A 15,483-nucleotide genomic window follows, 5' to 3' on the forward strand; every position below is an offset into this window, starting at 1 on the left:
GATTATTCCTTGACTACCGGCACACCAGAGCTCGCCGGAATGTCAGACGCAGGCGTAAGTTGATGTTCAAGTCGTTTAATTTTACGTTCAGCGCGAACAAGAGAAACACGAACCTTAAGCCAGAACAGGCCGCATACAAGCCAGCCGATGACAAAACCCGCCGCGAATAACACCGCCAGCAGGCTCGACACCCGGTACTCGCCCTGCGCCAGCAGATAGTTAAAACTTACCTGTTGATCGTTTTGCGCGCCCAATGTGACTGAAATGACAAAAATCGCCAACACCAGTAAGAAAATGAGTAAATATTTCACATGACTTCCCGTTATGTGGTTCGAGCGTATAAAGCGTGTTCAACTCAATGCAATCAGCCTTATAAGCTACCATTTTAGTGGCGGGCGCGAAATGGAAAAAGTAACGCGCCCTACATGGATTTATGGTCAAAATGCGGAATATCAACCTTCAGGTTCCGCCAGACTCCCTTTCGGCTATTTCTTCCTTCTCTTCCGGCGGCGGCGTCAATGGTCCACAAAAACGTTGTGCAAGCCAGGTCGCCAGCGTCACCAGTACCCACGAGATCAGCGTTGCCACCACCAAATCACGCGGCCAGTGCATCCCCAGCAGCATCCGGCTGCCCATTACGCCTGTCGCCCAGACCAGCAAAATCGCAATCGTGAGGGTACGCCGACGCGGCCACAGCAGTCCCACGCCAAGTAGCGCCCAGCTGGCAGCAAACATCGTATGCCCGGAAGGAAACGCAAAGCCGGTCTCTTTTTGCCAGTGTTTGCGTAAAAAGGTCGGGATATCCTGCTGTTCTGCAAGCTGCTCCTTTACCAACGCACCGCGATCTTTACGCTTTAAATTGTAGAACTCATCCACCGGAACATGATGCGTTTTTTCCAGCCAGACGACGAAAGGACGGGGTTCCTGCACGCGATCCTTGACCCACGACTTCACCCCTTGCCCGATAAGTATGGCGCCGCCGAGAATAGCGAACAGTACCAGCGCCGCGCGAAGGCGAAAGCGCAGGCACCACAGGAACCAGCCACAGAGCAGCACGTGCGTAATAATCCCCCACGGCTGGGTGACCGTCTCGGTTATCCAGTATAAGGCTTTCAGCCACGTCTCGTTTTGTCCGGGCTGCCACATCCAGCCGGAGAACCAAACGACCAGGGGTATAACGAGCAATACGGCGGCTCCTGCGGCCGTTCGTCTGGCAATTGAAAGCATGTCCTCTCCTTTTTCACTAAGCACCACAATCATAACTGAATTTCATCATTCTGGTGGATATGTCGGATTGTGCGTTTAACGTTTGTAAAGCGTGGTGGTGATTAGGTGAAGTTGCCGGGCTTGTGGCAAAATAGTCCGATACAGAAAGCATAATGGGGCAAAGGCACGAAACGTGTCAGCCTGGTCTGGAGAATCACATGCAGCTTAAACGTGTGGCAGAAGCCAAACTGCCAACCCCATGGGGCGATTTCCTGATGGTGGGTTTTGAAGAACTGGCAACCGGGCAAGATCACGTCGCCCTGGTGTTCGGCGACATTTCGGGGCAAACGCCGGTGCTGTCCCGCGTTCATTCAGAGTGTCTGACCGGTGACGCGCTGTTCAGTCTGCGGTGCGACTGCGGTTTTCAGCTTGAAGCCGCCCTTTCTCATATCGCAGAGGAAGGACGTGGCGTTCTGCTGTATCACCGTCAGGAAGGACGCAATATCGGCCTGCTGAATAAAATCCGCGCCTACGCGTTGCAGGATCAGGGCTACGATACCGTCGAAGCGAACCATCAGCTCGGCTTTGCTGCTGACGAGCGAGATTTCACCCTGTGCGCGGATATGTTCAAGCTGCTGGGCGTGGACGAAGTGCGTCTGTTGACCAATAACCCGAAAAAAGTGGAAATCCTCACTGAAGCGGGCATCAATATTGTGGAACGCGTACCGCTGATTGTCGGCCGCAACCCGAAAAACGCGCACTACCTCGATACCAAAGCTGCCAAAATGGGGCATCTGCTGAGCGAGTAAACGCAAAACGCCCGGCACATGTGCCGGGCGAGTTTGATCAGTCCAGCATCTTACGAATCACATAATGTAAAATGCCGTCGTTCTGGTAATAGGTCAGCTCTGTTGCCGTATCAATACGACACCGGCAATCCAGCACTTCTGTCGTTCCATCTGCGCGCGTTAACTTCACCGGAACGGTTTTACCCGGTTGCAGATTTTGCAGACCGCTGATATCAATCTGCTCTTCCCCGGTCAAACCCAGCGTTTTACGCGTTACGCCCTGCGGGAACTCCAGCGGCAGGATCCCCATCCCGATCAGGTTTGAGCGGTGGATACGTTCAAAGGATTCGGCAATCACCACGCGAACCCCGAGCAGACGCGGACCTTTTGCCGCCCAGTCGCGACTGGAACCGGAGCCGTACTCTTTACCGGCAATAACGGCCAGCGGCGTACCCTGCTGCTGATACTTCATGGCTGCGTCATAAATTGAAATGACCTCTGTATCCGGCAGGTGGCGCGTCATACCCCCTTCCACGCCTGGGACCATTTCATTGCGAATGCGGATGTTGGCAAAGGTCCCGCGCATCATCACTTCGTGGTTACCGCGGCGCGAACCGTAGGAGTTGAAATCGCGACGTTCCACGCCACGACTTTGCAGATACCGACCTGCCGGACTGTCCGCCTTGATGCTACCCGCAGGGGAGATATGGTCGGTGGTGACGGAATCGCCCAGCATCGCCAGAATGCGCGCGCCGTGAATATCTTTCAGCGGTGCAGGCTCCGCCAGCATTTCGTCGAAGAATGGCGACAGGCGAATATAGGTGGAATCATCCTGCCAGTCATAGGTATCGGAACCCACTACGTCGATCGCTTTCCACTCCGCTGTGCCTTCGAACACTTCCGCATACTCTTTGCGGAACATCTCGGTGGAAACTTTCTCTACCGCGCGCGCAATTTCGCGCGATGATGGCCAGATGTCTTTCAGATAGACCGGTTCATTTTTGCGATCGTGACCAATCGGATCGGTCGCCAGGTTAATGTTCATGTTTCCGGCCAGCGCATAGGCTACAACCAGCGGCGGCGAGGCCAGCCAGTTGGTTTTCACCAGCGGATGAATACGCCCTTCAAAGTTTCGGTTACCGGAAAGTACCGCGCCAACGGTCAAATCCCCCTGCTTGATCGCCATTTCAATAGGTTCAGGCAGTGGACCAGAGTTACCGATGCAGGTCGTACAGCCGTAGCCCACCAGGTTAAAGCCCAGCTCGTCGAGGTAAGGCGTGAGTCTGGCCTGTGCCAGGTAATCGGATACCACTTTCGAACCAGGCGCCAGGGAGGCTTTAACCCAAGGCTGTGGCTTAAGCCCCAGCTCTACCGCTTTTTTTGCCAGCAGCCCGGCAGCCATTAACACACTCGGGTTGGACGTGTTGGTACAGGAAGTGATAGCGGCGATCACCACGGCGCCGTCAGGGAGCTGATACTGATGCCCGTTCAGAACATAGTCCACCGGACGGTGATCTTTTTGTGCGGCGTTAACTTCCAGCTCATTGCTGGCGGCAAAGGCTTTCGGAACGTTGCTCAGGGCGACGCGGTCCTGCGGACGTTTTGGCCCTGCGAGGCTTGCCTCAACGGTGCCCATATCCAGCTCCAGCGTACTGGTAAATACCGGCTCGTCACCCGGGTTACGCCACATGCCCTGCGCTTTGGTGTAGGCCTCAACGAGAGCCACCTGCTCCTCGCTGCGACCACTGAGGCGCATATACTCCAGCGTAACGCTATCAATCGGGAAAAAGCCGCAGGTCGCGCCATATTCTGGCGCCATGTTGGCGATGGTGGCCCGGTCCGCCAGCGGCAGTGAATCCAGACCATCGCCATAAAATTCAACGAATTTACCCACCACGCCATGCTTACGCAGCATCTGGGTGACCGTCAGAACCAGATCCGTGGCGGTAATGCCTTCGGACAACTTACCGGTCAGCTTAAAGCCCACCACATCGGGAATGAGCATTGATACCGGCTGGCCGAGCATGGCCGCTTCCGCTTCAATACCACCGACGCCCCAGCCCAGAACGCCAAGGCCGTTAATCATGGTGGTGTGTGAATCGGTGCCCACCAGCGTATCAGGGTAAGCCACCCACTCTTTATCCTGCAATTCACTCCAGACGGCTTTGCCGAGATATTCCAGGTTGACCTGGTGACAAATGCCGGTGCCCGGTGGAACAACGCTGAAGCGGCTGAACGCCTGCTGACCCCATTTCAGAAATACGTAGCGTTCATGGTTACGTTCCATCTCCAGACGGACGTTTTCGCCGAAAGCATCGTCGTCACCAAAGTGATCGACGGTGACGGAGTGGTCAATGACGAGGTCTACCGGGGACAAGGGGTTAACCTTAGCTGTATCGCCCCCGAGACGCTTTACGGCTTCACGCATGGCAGCTAAATCCACAACCGCTGGCACGCCGGTAAAATCCTGCATCAGCACCCTGGCCGGGCGATAGGCAATTTCTCTGTCTGCATGAGCATTTTTCAGCCACCCTGCCAGAGCCTGGATATCCTCCTCGGTAACCGAGTCGCCATCCTGCCAGCGCAAGAGGTTTTCCAGTAAGACTTTCAACGACTTGGGTAACCGCGAAATGTCCCCAAGCGTTCTGGCAGCCAGCGGTAAGCTGTAGTAGCGCCAGGTTTTATTTTCCGCCTGTAATGTGTCCTTACTGGCTTCGCGTAGGGTTAACGACATAAGCTCCTCCTTAAAAACAGGGATGTCCTGACAATCATCAGGGCTGTAATTAAAGATAACACAAAGATGTCGTAACGTTTTGATAACAACCCAAATTGATAAATTTAGGAATGGTCCAACGCGAGGGATAAAACAAAAAACCCCGCCGTGGCGAGGTTTTACGATTTAGTGCAGGGCCAGCCAGAGGAGCTGACACCAGAAGAGGATCGACGCTGAGAATACGCCGAGCCATGACCAGTATTTTACGGTTGTCATGTTATTCATCATAGGGACACCAGACTTTAATTATTTAAGGTTGCGAGGTCTGCCCTCGTTCTATATTGCTGATGTGTATTTATTAAGGAGTACAAAAGTGCACAGTCTATATTCAGACTATTTGCATCATTACGCAAAAATCAAAATTATTGTTTTTTGGGTTCGTCTTCCGCGAACACATCAATAAAGGCCTGCTGCTGCGGCGTCAGTTTCCAGGAAGCTGGCACGCTGGTTGCTGGCGCCTTACGGGCTTTGTGAGCATTATCACGAAGCTGACACATCTCTTTTCTCGCTTCTGTACGCACCGTCATGACCATAATCAACCCCAGTAATTCCAGACAAGAAGAGCAACCACCACCCAGAACAGGGCAGAGCCAAGAAAGACCGCCAGCCAGGCTTTACGCTTAAGCGCGGGATCCCTTTGCGGTTCTTCACTTCCTGACGGCATTGCTAACCTCATACAATCGATATCGCTTATCATTTAGAGACCAAACAATTGGCACAAGTAATCATCTGATGAGATAAATCCTAAAGAAACTTTAGCCGAAAAGCCAGTGAATTTACGTATCCGAGCCCGGGAAAATTCAATCTTTTGACCAGAAATAAATAATTGAAAAGAATAATTTGCACAGCTGTAAATTAGTTTCTACTTTTGTCGCAAATTTGCGACAGTAAAACCATAGTCATCAAATGGGTTATGACGATATATGACAGTGGGCGTAGATGATGATAATTCTAATTCAGGTTTAAAGCGGAATGACGGTATCTTTCCGCAAGAGAAAGATACCAGGAGTGATTATTTGGCGGGAAGTTTAATGTCTTTAAACATCTCTTCGATGTCTTCATTGGAGCGTAACGCCACAGCTGTATCCACCACATCGCGCGTTAAATGTGGCGCAAAGCGTTGAATAAAATCATACATATAGCTGCGCAGGAACGTGCTGCGACGAAAACCTATCTTGGTGGTGCTGTGACTGAAAATATCATGCGCATCCAGACGCACCAGATCCGGGTCTGAGACAGGATCCACCGCCATGCTGGCAATAACCCCAACGCCCAGGCCCAGACGCACATACGTTTTTATGACGTCCGCATCCGTCGCCGTAAAGACAATCCGTGGCGTTAATCCGGCGCGGTTAAACGCGGTGTCCAGTTCAGACCGGCCCGTAAAGCCGAACGTATAGGTCACCAGCGGGTATTGCGCCAGTTCTTCGATTGTCACTTCGCCCTTCCCCGCCAGCGGGTGATCCGGGGTCACGACAATAGAGCGGTTCCAGTGGTAGCACGGGAGCATGACCAGATCATCGTACAGATGGAGCGCTTCCGTCGCGATAGCGAAGTCTGCATTGCCTTTAGACACGGCCTCTGCGATTTGCGTCGGTGAGCCCTGATGCATATGCAGGGAAACGCGGGGATAGCGTTCTATGAAGCCTTTGATCACCCCGGGAAGCGCATAACGTGCCTGTGTATGCGTGGTGGCAATATACAGAGAGCCTTTATCCGGCCAGGTATGTTCCCCGGCGACGGATTTAATGGCGTCGACTTTGGAGAGCACTTCCCGTGCGATGCGTATGATTTCCTGTCCTGCCGGGGTGACCTGAGTCAGGTGCTTACCGCTGCGGGCAAATATCTGAATACCTAACTCATCCTCCAGCATACGCACCTGCTTACTGATGCCGGGCTGAGAGGTATAAAGACCTTCTGCGGTGGAAGAGACATTGAGGTTATGATTGACGACCTCAACGATATAGCGAAGCTGCTGTAATTTCATGCCAGACCATCCGATTTAGCGCATGCGTCAATCGCTTAAGACGATTTGATAATAAGAAACGGGTTAACTATAACCACTATATCATTTATAGCCAGGCTGTATAGTACGGAACAAAAAATAATAACTACGTAATAAAAAAGGGCCGGAAGTCCGGCCCTTTTACAGGTAAGTTACGGTAAGGGAAGATTATTTCTTGCCTTCAACCCATTTCCCGTCGACAAAGAAGGCTGACCATCCGGTCGCTTTGCCCTCTTTCTCTGCCGCCACGTACTGCTGCTTCGTTTTACGGCTGAAGCGCACCACGGTTTTGTTGCCTTCCGGATCCTGCTGTGGCGCATCGGCCAGGTAACGCAGTTTCTCCGGCAGACGATCGCGGAAGCGGTACAGCTCTTCTACCAGCGGCGCACGGGTTTCGCGCGATTTCGGGAAGGTGTTGGCCGCCAGGAATACCCCGGCAGCGCCGTCACGCAGCACGAAATACGCGTCTGACTTCTCGCACGGCAGCTCAGGAAGCGGAACCGGATCTTCCTTTGGCGGCGCAACTTCACCGTTACGCAGGATCTTACGCGTGTTTTTACAGTCGTCGTTGGTGCATGCCATGTACTTACCGAAGCGTCCCATTTTCAGGTGCATTTCGGAACCACATTTCTCACACTCAACGATTGGACCGTCATAGCCCTTAATACGGAACTCACCTTCTTCGATCTCATAACCATCGCAGGTCGGGTTATTGCCACAAACGTGCAATTTGCGTTTGGGATCGATCAGGTAGCTGTCCATCGCCGTGCCGCATTTCTTACAGCGGCGCTTGGCGCGCAGTGCGTTGGTCTCCGCATCGTCACCTTCCAGCACGTTGAGAACTTCGTTCTCCGGCACGAGGTTGATGGTGGTTTTGCAACGCTCTTTCGGCGACAGCGCATAACCAGAGCAACCGAGGAACACGCCCGTGGTCGCGGTACGGATCCCCATTTTACGGCCACAGGTTGGGCAGTCGATGCTAGTCAGCACCATCTGGTTAGGCAGCATGCCGCCCTCTTCAGGATCTTTCTCGGCTTTCTCAAGCTGATTGGTAAAATCGCTGAAGAAGCTGTCGAGAACTTTCTTCCACTCTGCCTTATGGCTGGCAACCTCATCGAGGCTGTCTTCCATCTGCGCGGTGAAGTCATAGTTCATCAACTCGCGGAAGTTCGCTTCCAGACGGTCGGTGACAATCTCACCCATTTTTTCAGCATAGAAACGACGGTTCTCGACGCGAACGTATCCACGATCCTGAATGGTCGAAATGATTGACGCATAGGTGGACGGGCGACCGATGCCGCGTTTTTCCAGCTCTTTCACCAGCGATGCTTCGCTGAAGCGCGCAGGTGGCTTGGTGAAGTGCTGAGCCGGGACCAGATCAACCAGCGACAGCTCGTCACCTTTGTTGACTGAAGGCAGCGTTCTGTCTTCATCGCCTTTACGCAGCGCAGGCATCACTTTTGTCCAGCCGTCGAAGCGCAGAATGCGGCCGCGCGCTTTCAGGCGGAAATCACCCGCGCCGACGGTCAGCGTGGTGGAGTCGTATTTCGCTGGCGTCATCTGGCAGGCGACGAACTGGCGCCAGATCAGCTGATACAGCTTCTGGGCGTCCGCTTCCATATCTTTCAGCGATTCTGCCAGAACGGAAACGTCAGAAGGACGAATCGCTTCGTGCGCTTCCTGAGAATTCTCTTTGCTGGCGTACTGATTAGGACTGTCCGGCAGGTATTTCTTACCGAAGTTGTCCTCGATATAGCCACGCACCATGTTGACAGCGTCCTGGCTCAGGTTGGTGGAGTCAGTACGCATGTAGGTGATGTAACCCGCTTCATACAAACGCTGGGCCATCATCATGGTTTTCTTCACGCCGTAGCCCAGACGCGTACTCGCCGCCTGCTGGAGAGTTGACGTGATAAACGGTGCGCCAGGCTTGCTGCTGGTCGGTTTGTCTTCACGATCCAGAACCTGATAACGCGCTTTTTCCAGCAGCGCCACGGCGGCCATGGTTTGATCGCGATTTTCAGGACGGAACGGTTTGTCGTTGTGGTGGCTCACCTGCAACGGCAGCGCATCGCCGCCCGGCGTGGTGACATTCGCATCCACTTCCCAGAACTCTTCCGGGACGAACGCTTTGATCTCGCGTTCACGCTCTACAACAAGACGAACAGCCACAGACTGCACACGCCCCGCAGACAGGCCGCGAGCGACCTTTTTCCACAGCAACGGCGAGACCATGTAGCCTACAACGCGGTCCATAAAGCGACGCGCCTGCTGAGCGTTAACACGGTCGATATTCAGTTCACCCGGCTTTTCAAACGCCTGACGAATCGCATTCTTTGTAATTTCGTTGAACACTACACGGCTGTAGCGTTTGTCATCACCCCCGATCACTTCCCGCAGGTGCCATGCAATGGCCTCCCCTTCGCGGTCAAGGTCGGTTGCGAGATAAATGTGGTCTGCTTTTTCAGCAAGCTGTTTCAGCTCGTTAACGACTTTTTCTTTGCCTGGCAGCACTTCGTAATGTGCATCCCAGTTGTGCCATGGGTTAACACCCATGCGGTTGACAAGCGCGCTACGTTCATCCTTTTTAGGCTTTTTAGCCCCTTTGGTGGAGGTAGAGTCTGCGCTCTTTTTGCTGGCTGAGCCACTGGTCGGCAAATCGCGAATGTGACCAACGCTGGACTTAACCACGTAGTCATTGCCCAGATATTTATTGATCGTTTTGGCTTTTGCCGGGGACTCAACGATGACGAGAGCTTTACCCATATTCACCTTTACCTAATTTAATTCTTCCAGGAATACGCCGCACGTTGATTTCCCTTCCGCTGACGACGAGCCATTGATATTGCGACATCGTCAGGGGATATCAACCCCTATGTGTTACCGAACGTCAGAATGGCGACATCCAGGTCATTGAGTTTTCGGGTATTTTTCTCACATCAAAGTTCATTCGTGACGAATTCCCGGTCGAATGTCAAGCAATTCTGTTGCCAGAATGACGAAAGCGCACACTGTACCTGATAAAATTCGTTACGCAACTTTATTAGCATGCAAAAGCAAATCCCGCCAGCCAGCCCCTGTTTCTTATCCCCTCGGATAACAGGGAAAATTTGCCCCCGAAGCGACCCAGGCGTAGACTATTGTCACTGTTTAAGGAGTGGAATATGCAGAATACGACCCAACCCATTGACCGAGCTTCATTGCTTATCGAAGCAAACAAACTCATTCGCGACCATGAAGACACCCTGGCGGGAATTGAAGCGACTGGCGTGGAACAACGTAATGGCGTGCTGGTGTTCAGCGGTGAATACTTCCTTGATGAACAAGGGCTACCCACCCCGAAAAGCACCGCCGTGTTTAACATGTTTAAATACCTGGCGCATACCCTCTCAGAGAAGTACCACCTGGTCGATTAAAACGAAAACGCGAGGCATCTGCCTCGCGTTTTTCTTTACAGCAGCGGCTTTTGGCCGCGCTGCAACCAGCGTAGCAGCAGGCGATCCGCGCTTTCTGCCGCGCTATTGGTAAAACGGTCGAGCAGGCGCTTACGTCGGGTGAAGCGCACCCCCACCAGCTCACGGCCTTCCATCAGGTTGAGCAGGAGGTCGTCGCTGGTACCCACTTCATCCACCAGCCCTTTCTCCTGCGCCTGCGTGCCGTACCAGTGTTCGCCCGTAGCCACCTGCTCAATGTCCAGCGTTGGGCGCATGCGGTGCACGAAATCTTTGAACAGATGGTGGGTTTCGTTCAGATCTTCCCGGAATTTCTGCCGTCCCTCTTCGGTATTTTCGCCGAGCAGCGTCAGCGTACGTTTGTACTGACCCGCCGTATGCAGTTCGATGTCGATCTCTTTATTTTTCAGGAAACGATTGAAGTTAGGGATCTGCGCGACCACCCCAATCGAGCCGATAATGGAGAACGGTGCCGCGACGATTTTATCCGCCACGCACGCCATCATATAGCCGCCACTCGCCGCGACCTTATCTACCGCAACGGTGAGTGGGATCTGTTTGTCCCGCAGACGTTGTAACTGCGAAGCCGCCAGTCCATACCCATGCACTACGCCGCCCGGGCTTTCAAGGCGTACCACCACCTGATCCTGGGCTGTCGCCACGGCCAGCACCGCCGTCACTTCTTCACGCAGAGAGGAGACTTCATGCGCATCCATGCTACCTTTAAAATCGAGCACATAGACGCGCGGTTTTGCGTCAGCCTGTGGCGTGGCGAGCTTAGCTTTCGCCTTCGCGGCTTTGGCGTCCTGCTTATGTTTTTTCTTCTGGGCTTTTAGCCACAGCTTCTGTTGATGATCGTCAAGCAGCGCCAGAGACATCTCCTCCTGCATCTCTTTATACTGCTCGCTCAGGCGGGTAATGCGTAACTCACCACGCTGACGCTTACGCTGCGTCAGGTTGACAATCAGGACGGCAATCACCGCGACAGCAATAACCACCGTCGCGATTTTGGCCAAAAACAACCCATACTGAGAAAGTAATTCCACGCGTTCCACCTTGATTTAACCACGAATCTTTCACGCCAGTGTACAACAGCCCTGCGCAGGCGTCTCGCTCTGGACATTACCTCTGCGAGGCGGCTTCAGGAATCCCCCGCTTCTGGTTTAAATCTTTGCAAATTGTTAATTTCCCAGCGTTCTGTCCTGTAGACTGATTGAATTCTGACGCTGTTTCGGGCATAAAGCCGAAAAGTCATAAATAAAGGTGCAAGTCACGCCCAATGCGCCTGAGGAGCCACCGTGCATTATCAGCCACAAAAAAACCTTCTACAGAACCGCATCATTCTGGTTACCGGTGCCAGCGACGGGATTGGTCGCGAAGCGGCGCTGACCTATTCTGAATACGGTGCGAGCCTTATTCTGCTGGGACGTAATGAAGAAAAGCTCAAGGCCGTCGCCCGTGAAATCGAAAACGCCGGCGGTACCCCCACGCCCTGGTATACGCTCGATCTGCTGACCTGCACGCCAGCGTCATGTCAGGCCCTTGCCCAGCGGATCAGCACACATTATCCGCGTCTGGACGGCGTACTGCACAACGCGGGGTTACTGGGCGAAGTGCGCCCGATGGATGAACAGGATCCGGAAATTTGGCAGCAGGTGATGCAGGTTAACGTCAACGGGACGTTTTTCCTGACCCAGGCCTTGCTTCCTTTATTACTCAACTCCGATTCCGGCTCGCTGGTATTTACCTCCTCCAGCGTGGGGCGTCAGGGGCGTGCGAACTGGGGGGCTTACGCCGTCTCAAAATTTGCCACCGAAGGAATGATGCAGGTGCTGGCCGAAGAGTATCAAAGCCGCCACCTGCGGGTTAACTGTATTAATCCAGGCGGTACGCGCACCAAAATGCGCGCCAGCGCCTTCCCGACAGAAGATCCGCAGAAGCTTAAAACCCCGGCCGATATCATGCCCCTTTACCTGTGGCTGATGGGTGACGACAGCCGTCGCAAAACCGGAATGACCTTCGATGCCCAGCCAGGCCGCAAACCGGGGATATCGCAATGAGTGATGATCGTCATCAGCAGCGCCAGCAGCGTCTGAAAGAACAGGTTGATGCACGCGTGGCGGCCGCTCAGGACGAGCGCGGTATCCTCATCGTGTTCACCGGCAACGGCAAAGGCAAAACCACCGCCGCATTTGGGACCGCCACCCGCGCAGTCGGGCATGGGCAGAAAGTGGGCGTGATCCAGTTTATCAAGGGTGAATGGCCCAACGGCGAGCGTAATCTGCTCGAGCCGCATGGCGTTGAGTTTCAGGTAATGGCAACCGGTTTTACCTGGGATACCCAGAACCGGGAAACCGATACCGCAGCCTGCCTCGCCGTCTGGGAGCATGCCAAAAGAATGCTTTCAGACCCGTCGCTGAACATGGTGTTGCTGGATGAGATCACCTATATGGTGGCGTATGACTACCTGCCGCTGGAAGCCGTGCTGGAGGCCCTCAGGAACCGCCCTGCACACCAGACGGCGATCGTCACGGGGCGCGGGTGTCATCGGGACATTCTGGAGCTGGCCGATACCGTCAGCGAGCTGCGTCCGGTTAAGCATGCGTTCGATGCGGGTATCAAAGCGCAAATTGGGATTGATTACTGAAAAAAAAGCCCGGTATATTCACCGGGCTTTTCAATTAACCGTTGTTATTACGGCTGCCAGAGCGGCGATTGCTGCTGACCTGGCTATGACGTTTCACCGCACGGCGGATTTGATTCGCCTTCATGCGACGACGATCTTTCTCTACCGCCACTTTCGACGTGGTTTCTGGCGTCAGGCCAACCAGATCGCGCAGGTAGTTGGTTTGCGTCAGATCCAGTTCGGTATAGCCGCCACGTGGCAGGCCTTTCGGCAGCAGAATGTCGCCATAGCGGACGCGAATCAAGCGACTCACCTGGACACCGACCGCTTCCCACAGTCGACGCACCTCGCGGTTACGTCCCTCTGTCAGGGTAACGTTGTACCACTGGTTAATGCCTTCACCACCGGTAAACTTGATGGTTTTGAACGCCGCAGGGCCGTCCTCCAGCTGAACACCACGCGACAGGTCGCGCAGTTTGTTCTCATCAACCTGGCCGAAAACACGAACGGCGTATTCACGTTCCACTTCACGACTCGGGTGCATCAGACGGTTTGCCAGTTCACCATCGGTGGTGAACAGCAGCAGGCCGCAGGTGTTCACGTCCAGACGGCCTACGGCAATCCAGCGGGCGCCACGCAATTTTGGCAGACGGTCAAACACCGTCGGGCGGCCTTCAGGATCGTTGCGGGTACACAGTTCGCCTTCCGGCTTGTAGTAAGCCAGTACGCGGCAGATCTGTTCAGCAGACTCTTTCACGGAGATAAGATGGCCGTCAATGCGGATCTTCAGCCCCGGTACGATTTCAACGCGGTCACCGAGCGTGGCGATTTTACCGTCCACACTCACGCGGCCTGCTTCAATAATGGCTTCGATTTCACGGCGCGAACCGTGGCCGGCGCGCGCCAGCACTTTCTGTAACTTCTCGCTCATTGAGCTTCCTCAGGTGTCGCCTTCACAGGCGTCGAATCAGGTCAAAAACAGGGCGGCGCCCTGCTTTGATGGCCGCGTAGTATATCTGCTTACACCCTTACAAGAAAGGCTTAACATCGCCCACGCCTTCACGAATCACTTCTGGCGCGTCTTCGGTGAGATCCACCACGGTGGTCGGCTGCTGACCAAGATAGCCGCCATGAATAATCAGCTCCACCACCTTCTCCAGACGATCTTTGATCTCTTCCGGGTCGGACTCGGTAAACTCACTGCCCGGCAGCATCAGCGATGTGGAGAGCATCGGCTCGCCGAGGGTTTCCAGTAGCGCCTGGGCAATCGGGTTCGACGGCACGCGCATGCCGATGGTTTTACGTTTTTCCTGCAACAGACGACGCGGCACCTCTTTTGTCCCCTTCAGAATGAAGGTGTAGTTACCCGGCGTGTTGTTTTTAATCAGACGAAAGGCCACGTTATCAACATAAGCATAGGTCGACAGCTCAGAGAGATCGCGACACATCAGGGTGAAGTTGTGGCCATCCGGCAGCTGGCGGATGCGACAGATGCGCTCCATCGCCCCTTTATCCTCAATTTTACAGCCCAGCGCGTAGCCAGAATCGGTTGGGTAGACAATAACGCCGCCTTTGCGGACGATCTCCACGGCCTGATTAATCAGACGTGGCTGGGGGTTATCCGGATGGATATAGAAAAACTGACTCATACTTCCCTCTCTTCAATTTGCTGTGGCTGTTCCCAGAGCTGCCAGACAGGCTCAACGCCCGCGGGTAACCAGAGCTTGCGCCCCAGTTCAATCCACGCGCAGGGCTGATGGAAATCTGAACCCTGTGACCCAAGCAGACCAAACTGACGGGCGTAGGTCGCGAGCTGCGAACGCTCATTGGGTGCCTGCTGACACTGGGCAACTTCCATCGCCTCACCGCCGCATTCGGCAAAGTGTGCCAGCAGTCTTTTCAGCCATTTAGCAGAAAGATTATACCGCCCCGGATGGGCCAGCACGGCCTTACCGCCAGAATGATGAATCACATCAATAGCTTGTTTTATTGTACACCACTGTGGGGGAACGTATCCGGTTTTCCCGCGCGCCAGATACTTTTTAAAGACATTCGCCATGGTCGTCGCCTTACCGGCATCCACCAGAAAACGGGCGAAATGGCCGCGCGTCACCGCCCCACCGTTCGCCAGCTTTCGCGCGCCTTCCAGCGCACCGGGAATATGCGCTTTTTCCAGACGTTCGCCAATCATCTCCGCGCGTTGATTGCGGCGTGTTTTTTGTTCTTGCAAAAAAGCACGCATGGCCGGATGTTCTGTATCGATATTCAGGCCAACGATATGAATTTCGTGGTTTTCCCAGACCGTCGAGATCTCAACCCCGGCCACCAGATCCAGCGCCAGTCCGCTGCGGGCAATCTCGGCGCGCGCGGCGGGAATGCCGTCAGTGGTATCGTGATCGGTTATTGCCAGCGTGCCGACACGCATTTCAACGGCGCGATGGACCAAGGCTTCGGGTGTCAGCAGGCCATCTGAAGCCTGCGTATGGCTGTGTAAATCATAAATTACGGCGTAGGTGGTATCGCTCAAAGCACTTCCCATAACAGGTTGGAGACATCCGAAGCCCCTATGATACCGACTAACCGCGAAATACTGAAATCAGGGGTTGACAACACGCCATCGAACTAGTTAACTA

The 15,483-nt window shown here is 54.1% G+C and carries 16 protein-coding genes; 4 read left to right on the forward strand and 12 right to left on the reverse strand.

From position 1 onward, the window contains the following. Positions 1–2: 2 nt before the first annotated feature. Positions 3–311 (reverse strand): LapA family protein, encoded by a 309-nt coding sequence (locus tag ACOTY5_RS07530; protein WP_003856817.1) that lies wholly within the window; start codon positions 309–311, stop codon positions 3–5. A gap of 148 nt (positions 312–459) precedes the next feature. After that, positions 460–1,227 (reverse strand): phosphatidylglycerophosphatase B, encoded by a 768-nt coding sequence (gene pgpB / locus ACOTY5_RS07535; RefSeq protein ID WP_003856815.1) that lies wholly within the window; start codon positions 1,225–1,227, stop codon positions 460–462. 197 nt (positions 1,228–1,424) lie between these two features. On the opposite strand from pgpB, the gene ribA reads away from it, so the two are divergent. Continuing rightward, positions 1,425–2,015: a GTP cyclohydrolase II gene (gene ribA / locus ACOTY5_RS07540; protein WP_003856813.1), complete on the forward strand. Its 591-nt coding sequence runs from the start codon at positions 1,425–1,427 to the stop codon at positions 2,013–2,015. A gap of 37 nt (positions 2,016–2,052) precedes the next feature. Here ribA and acnA read toward each other — a convergent pair whose 3' ends face one another. From acnA to topA, 6 genes are all read right to left on the reverse strand, one after another. Next, positions 2,053–4,728 carry an aconitate hydratase AcnA gene (gene acnA / locus ACOTY5_RS07545; protein WP_017693321.1) on the reverse strand — a complete coding sequence of 892 codons (2,676 nt, stop codon included), beginning with the start codon at positions 4,726–4,728 and terminating at the stop codon, positions 2,053–2,055. Positions 4,729–4,893: 165 nt separating this feature from the next. Continuing rightward, positions 4,894–4,992 carry a small membrane protein YmiC gene (gene ymiC, locus ACOTY5_RS07550; RefSeq protein ID WP_032103392.1) on the reverse strand — a complete coding sequence of 33 codons (99 nt, stop codon included), beginning with the start codon at positions 4,990–4,992 and terminating at the stop codon, positions 4,894–4,896. 137 nt (positions 4,993–5,129) lie between these two features. Beyond that, positions 5,130–5,300 carry a hypothetical protein gene (locus tag ACOTY5_RS07555; protein ID WP_006810843.1) on the reverse strand — a complete coding sequence of 57 codons (171 nt, stop codon included), beginning with the start codon at positions 5,298–5,300 and terminating at the stop codon, positions 5,130–5,132. Positions 5,301–5,302: 2 nt separating this feature from the next. After that, on the reverse strand, positions 5,303–5,443 hold the full coding sequence (locus ACOTY5_RS07560; RefSeq protein ID WP_213083754.1) for a YmiA family putative membrane protein: 141 nt from the start codon (positions 5,441–5,443) through the stop codon (positions 5,303–5,305). 336 nt (positions 5,444–5,779) lie between these two features. Further along, positions 5,780–6,754, reverse strand: coding sequence for an HTH-type transcriptional regulator CysB (cysB, locus tag ACOTY5_RS07565; RefSeq protein ID WP_006810844.1), 975 nt, complete (start codon positions 6,752–6,754; stop codon positions 5,780–5,782). 186 nt (positions 6,755–6,940) lie between these two features. After that, entirely contained in the window at positions 6,941–9,538 is a 2,598-nt protein-coding gene (gene topA, locus ACOTY5_RS07570; protein ID WP_003856806.1) for a type I DNA topoisomerase, read from the reverse strand. Between the two features lie 398 nt (positions 9,539–9,936). Here topA and ACOTY5_RS07575 point away from each other — a divergent pair, with 398 nt between their 5' ends. Continuing rightward, positions 9,937–10,188, forward strand: a complete 252-nt coding sequence (locus ACOTY5_RS07575; RefSeq protein WP_003856804.1) for a YciN family protein — start codon at positions 9,937–9,939, stop codon at positions 10,186–10,188. A gap of 35 nt (positions 10,189–10,223) precedes the next feature. On the opposite strand, the gene sohB is transcribed toward ACOTY5_RS07575, so the two are convergent. Continuing rightward, complete coding sequence (sohB, locus tag ACOTY5_RS07580) at positions 10,224–11,270, reverse strand: protease SohB (RefSeq protein ID WP_023296716.1); 1,047 nt, start codon at positions 11,268–11,270, stop codon at positions 10,224–10,226. Positions 11,271–11,522: 252 nt separating this feature from the next. On the opposite strand from sohB, the gene ACOTY5_RS07585 reads away from it, so the two are divergent. Both ACOTY5_RS07585 and cobO read left to right on the forward strand, forming a co-directional pair. Continuing rightward, positions 11,523–12,284, forward strand: coding sequence for a YciK family oxidoreductase (locus tag ACOTY5_RS07585; RefSeq protein WP_017384219.1), 762 nt, complete (start codon positions 11,523–11,525; stop codon positions 12,282–12,284). Further along, positions 12,281–12,871: a cob(I)yrinic acid a,c-diamide adenosyltransferase gene (gene cobO / locus ACOTY5_RS07590; RefSeq protein WP_015570385.1), complete on the forward strand. Its 591-nt coding sequence runs from the start codon at positions 12,281–12,283 to the stop codon at positions 12,869–12,871. The genes ACOTY5_RS07585 and cobO overlap by 4 nt, the downstream gene beginning before the upstream one ends. 34 nt (positions 12,872–12,905) lie before the next feature. On the opposite strand, the gene rluB is transcribed toward cobO, so the two are convergent. The 3 genes from rluB to rnm form a co-directional block, all read right to left on the reverse strand. Continuing rightward, the gene (gene rluB, locus ACOTY5_RS07595) at positions 12,906–13,781 is read right to left on the reverse strand and encodes a 23S rRNA pseudouridine(2605) synthase RluB (protein ID WP_003856794.1); all 876 of its coding nucleotides are present in this window, start codon (positions 13,779–13,781) and stop codon (positions 12,906–12,908) included. Between the two features lie 97 nt (positions 13,782–13,878). Further along, positions 13,879–14,499: an L-threonylcarbamoyladenylate synthase gene (locus tag ACOTY5_RS07600; protein WP_003856793.1), complete on the reverse strand. Its 621-nt coding sequence runs from the start codon at positions 14,497–14,499 to the stop codon at positions 13,879–13,881. Next, positions 14,496–15,389 (reverse strand): RNase RNM, encoded by an 894-nt coding sequence (rnm, locus tag ACOTY5_RS07605; RefSeq protein WP_026080677.1) that lies wholly within the window; start codon positions 15,387–15,389, stop codon positions 14,496–14,498. The genes ACOTY5_RS07600 and rnm overlap by 4 nt, the downstream gene beginning before the upstream one ends. Between the last annotated feature and the right edge of the window lie 94 nt (positions 15,390–15,483).

The sequence above is a fragment of the Enterobacter cloacae complex sp. SHL018 genome, from assembly GCF_049237905.1.
Classification (GTDB): Bacteria; Pseudomonadota; Gammaproteobacteria; order Enterobacterales; family Enterobacteriaceae; genus Enterobacter; species Enterobacter hormaechei_C.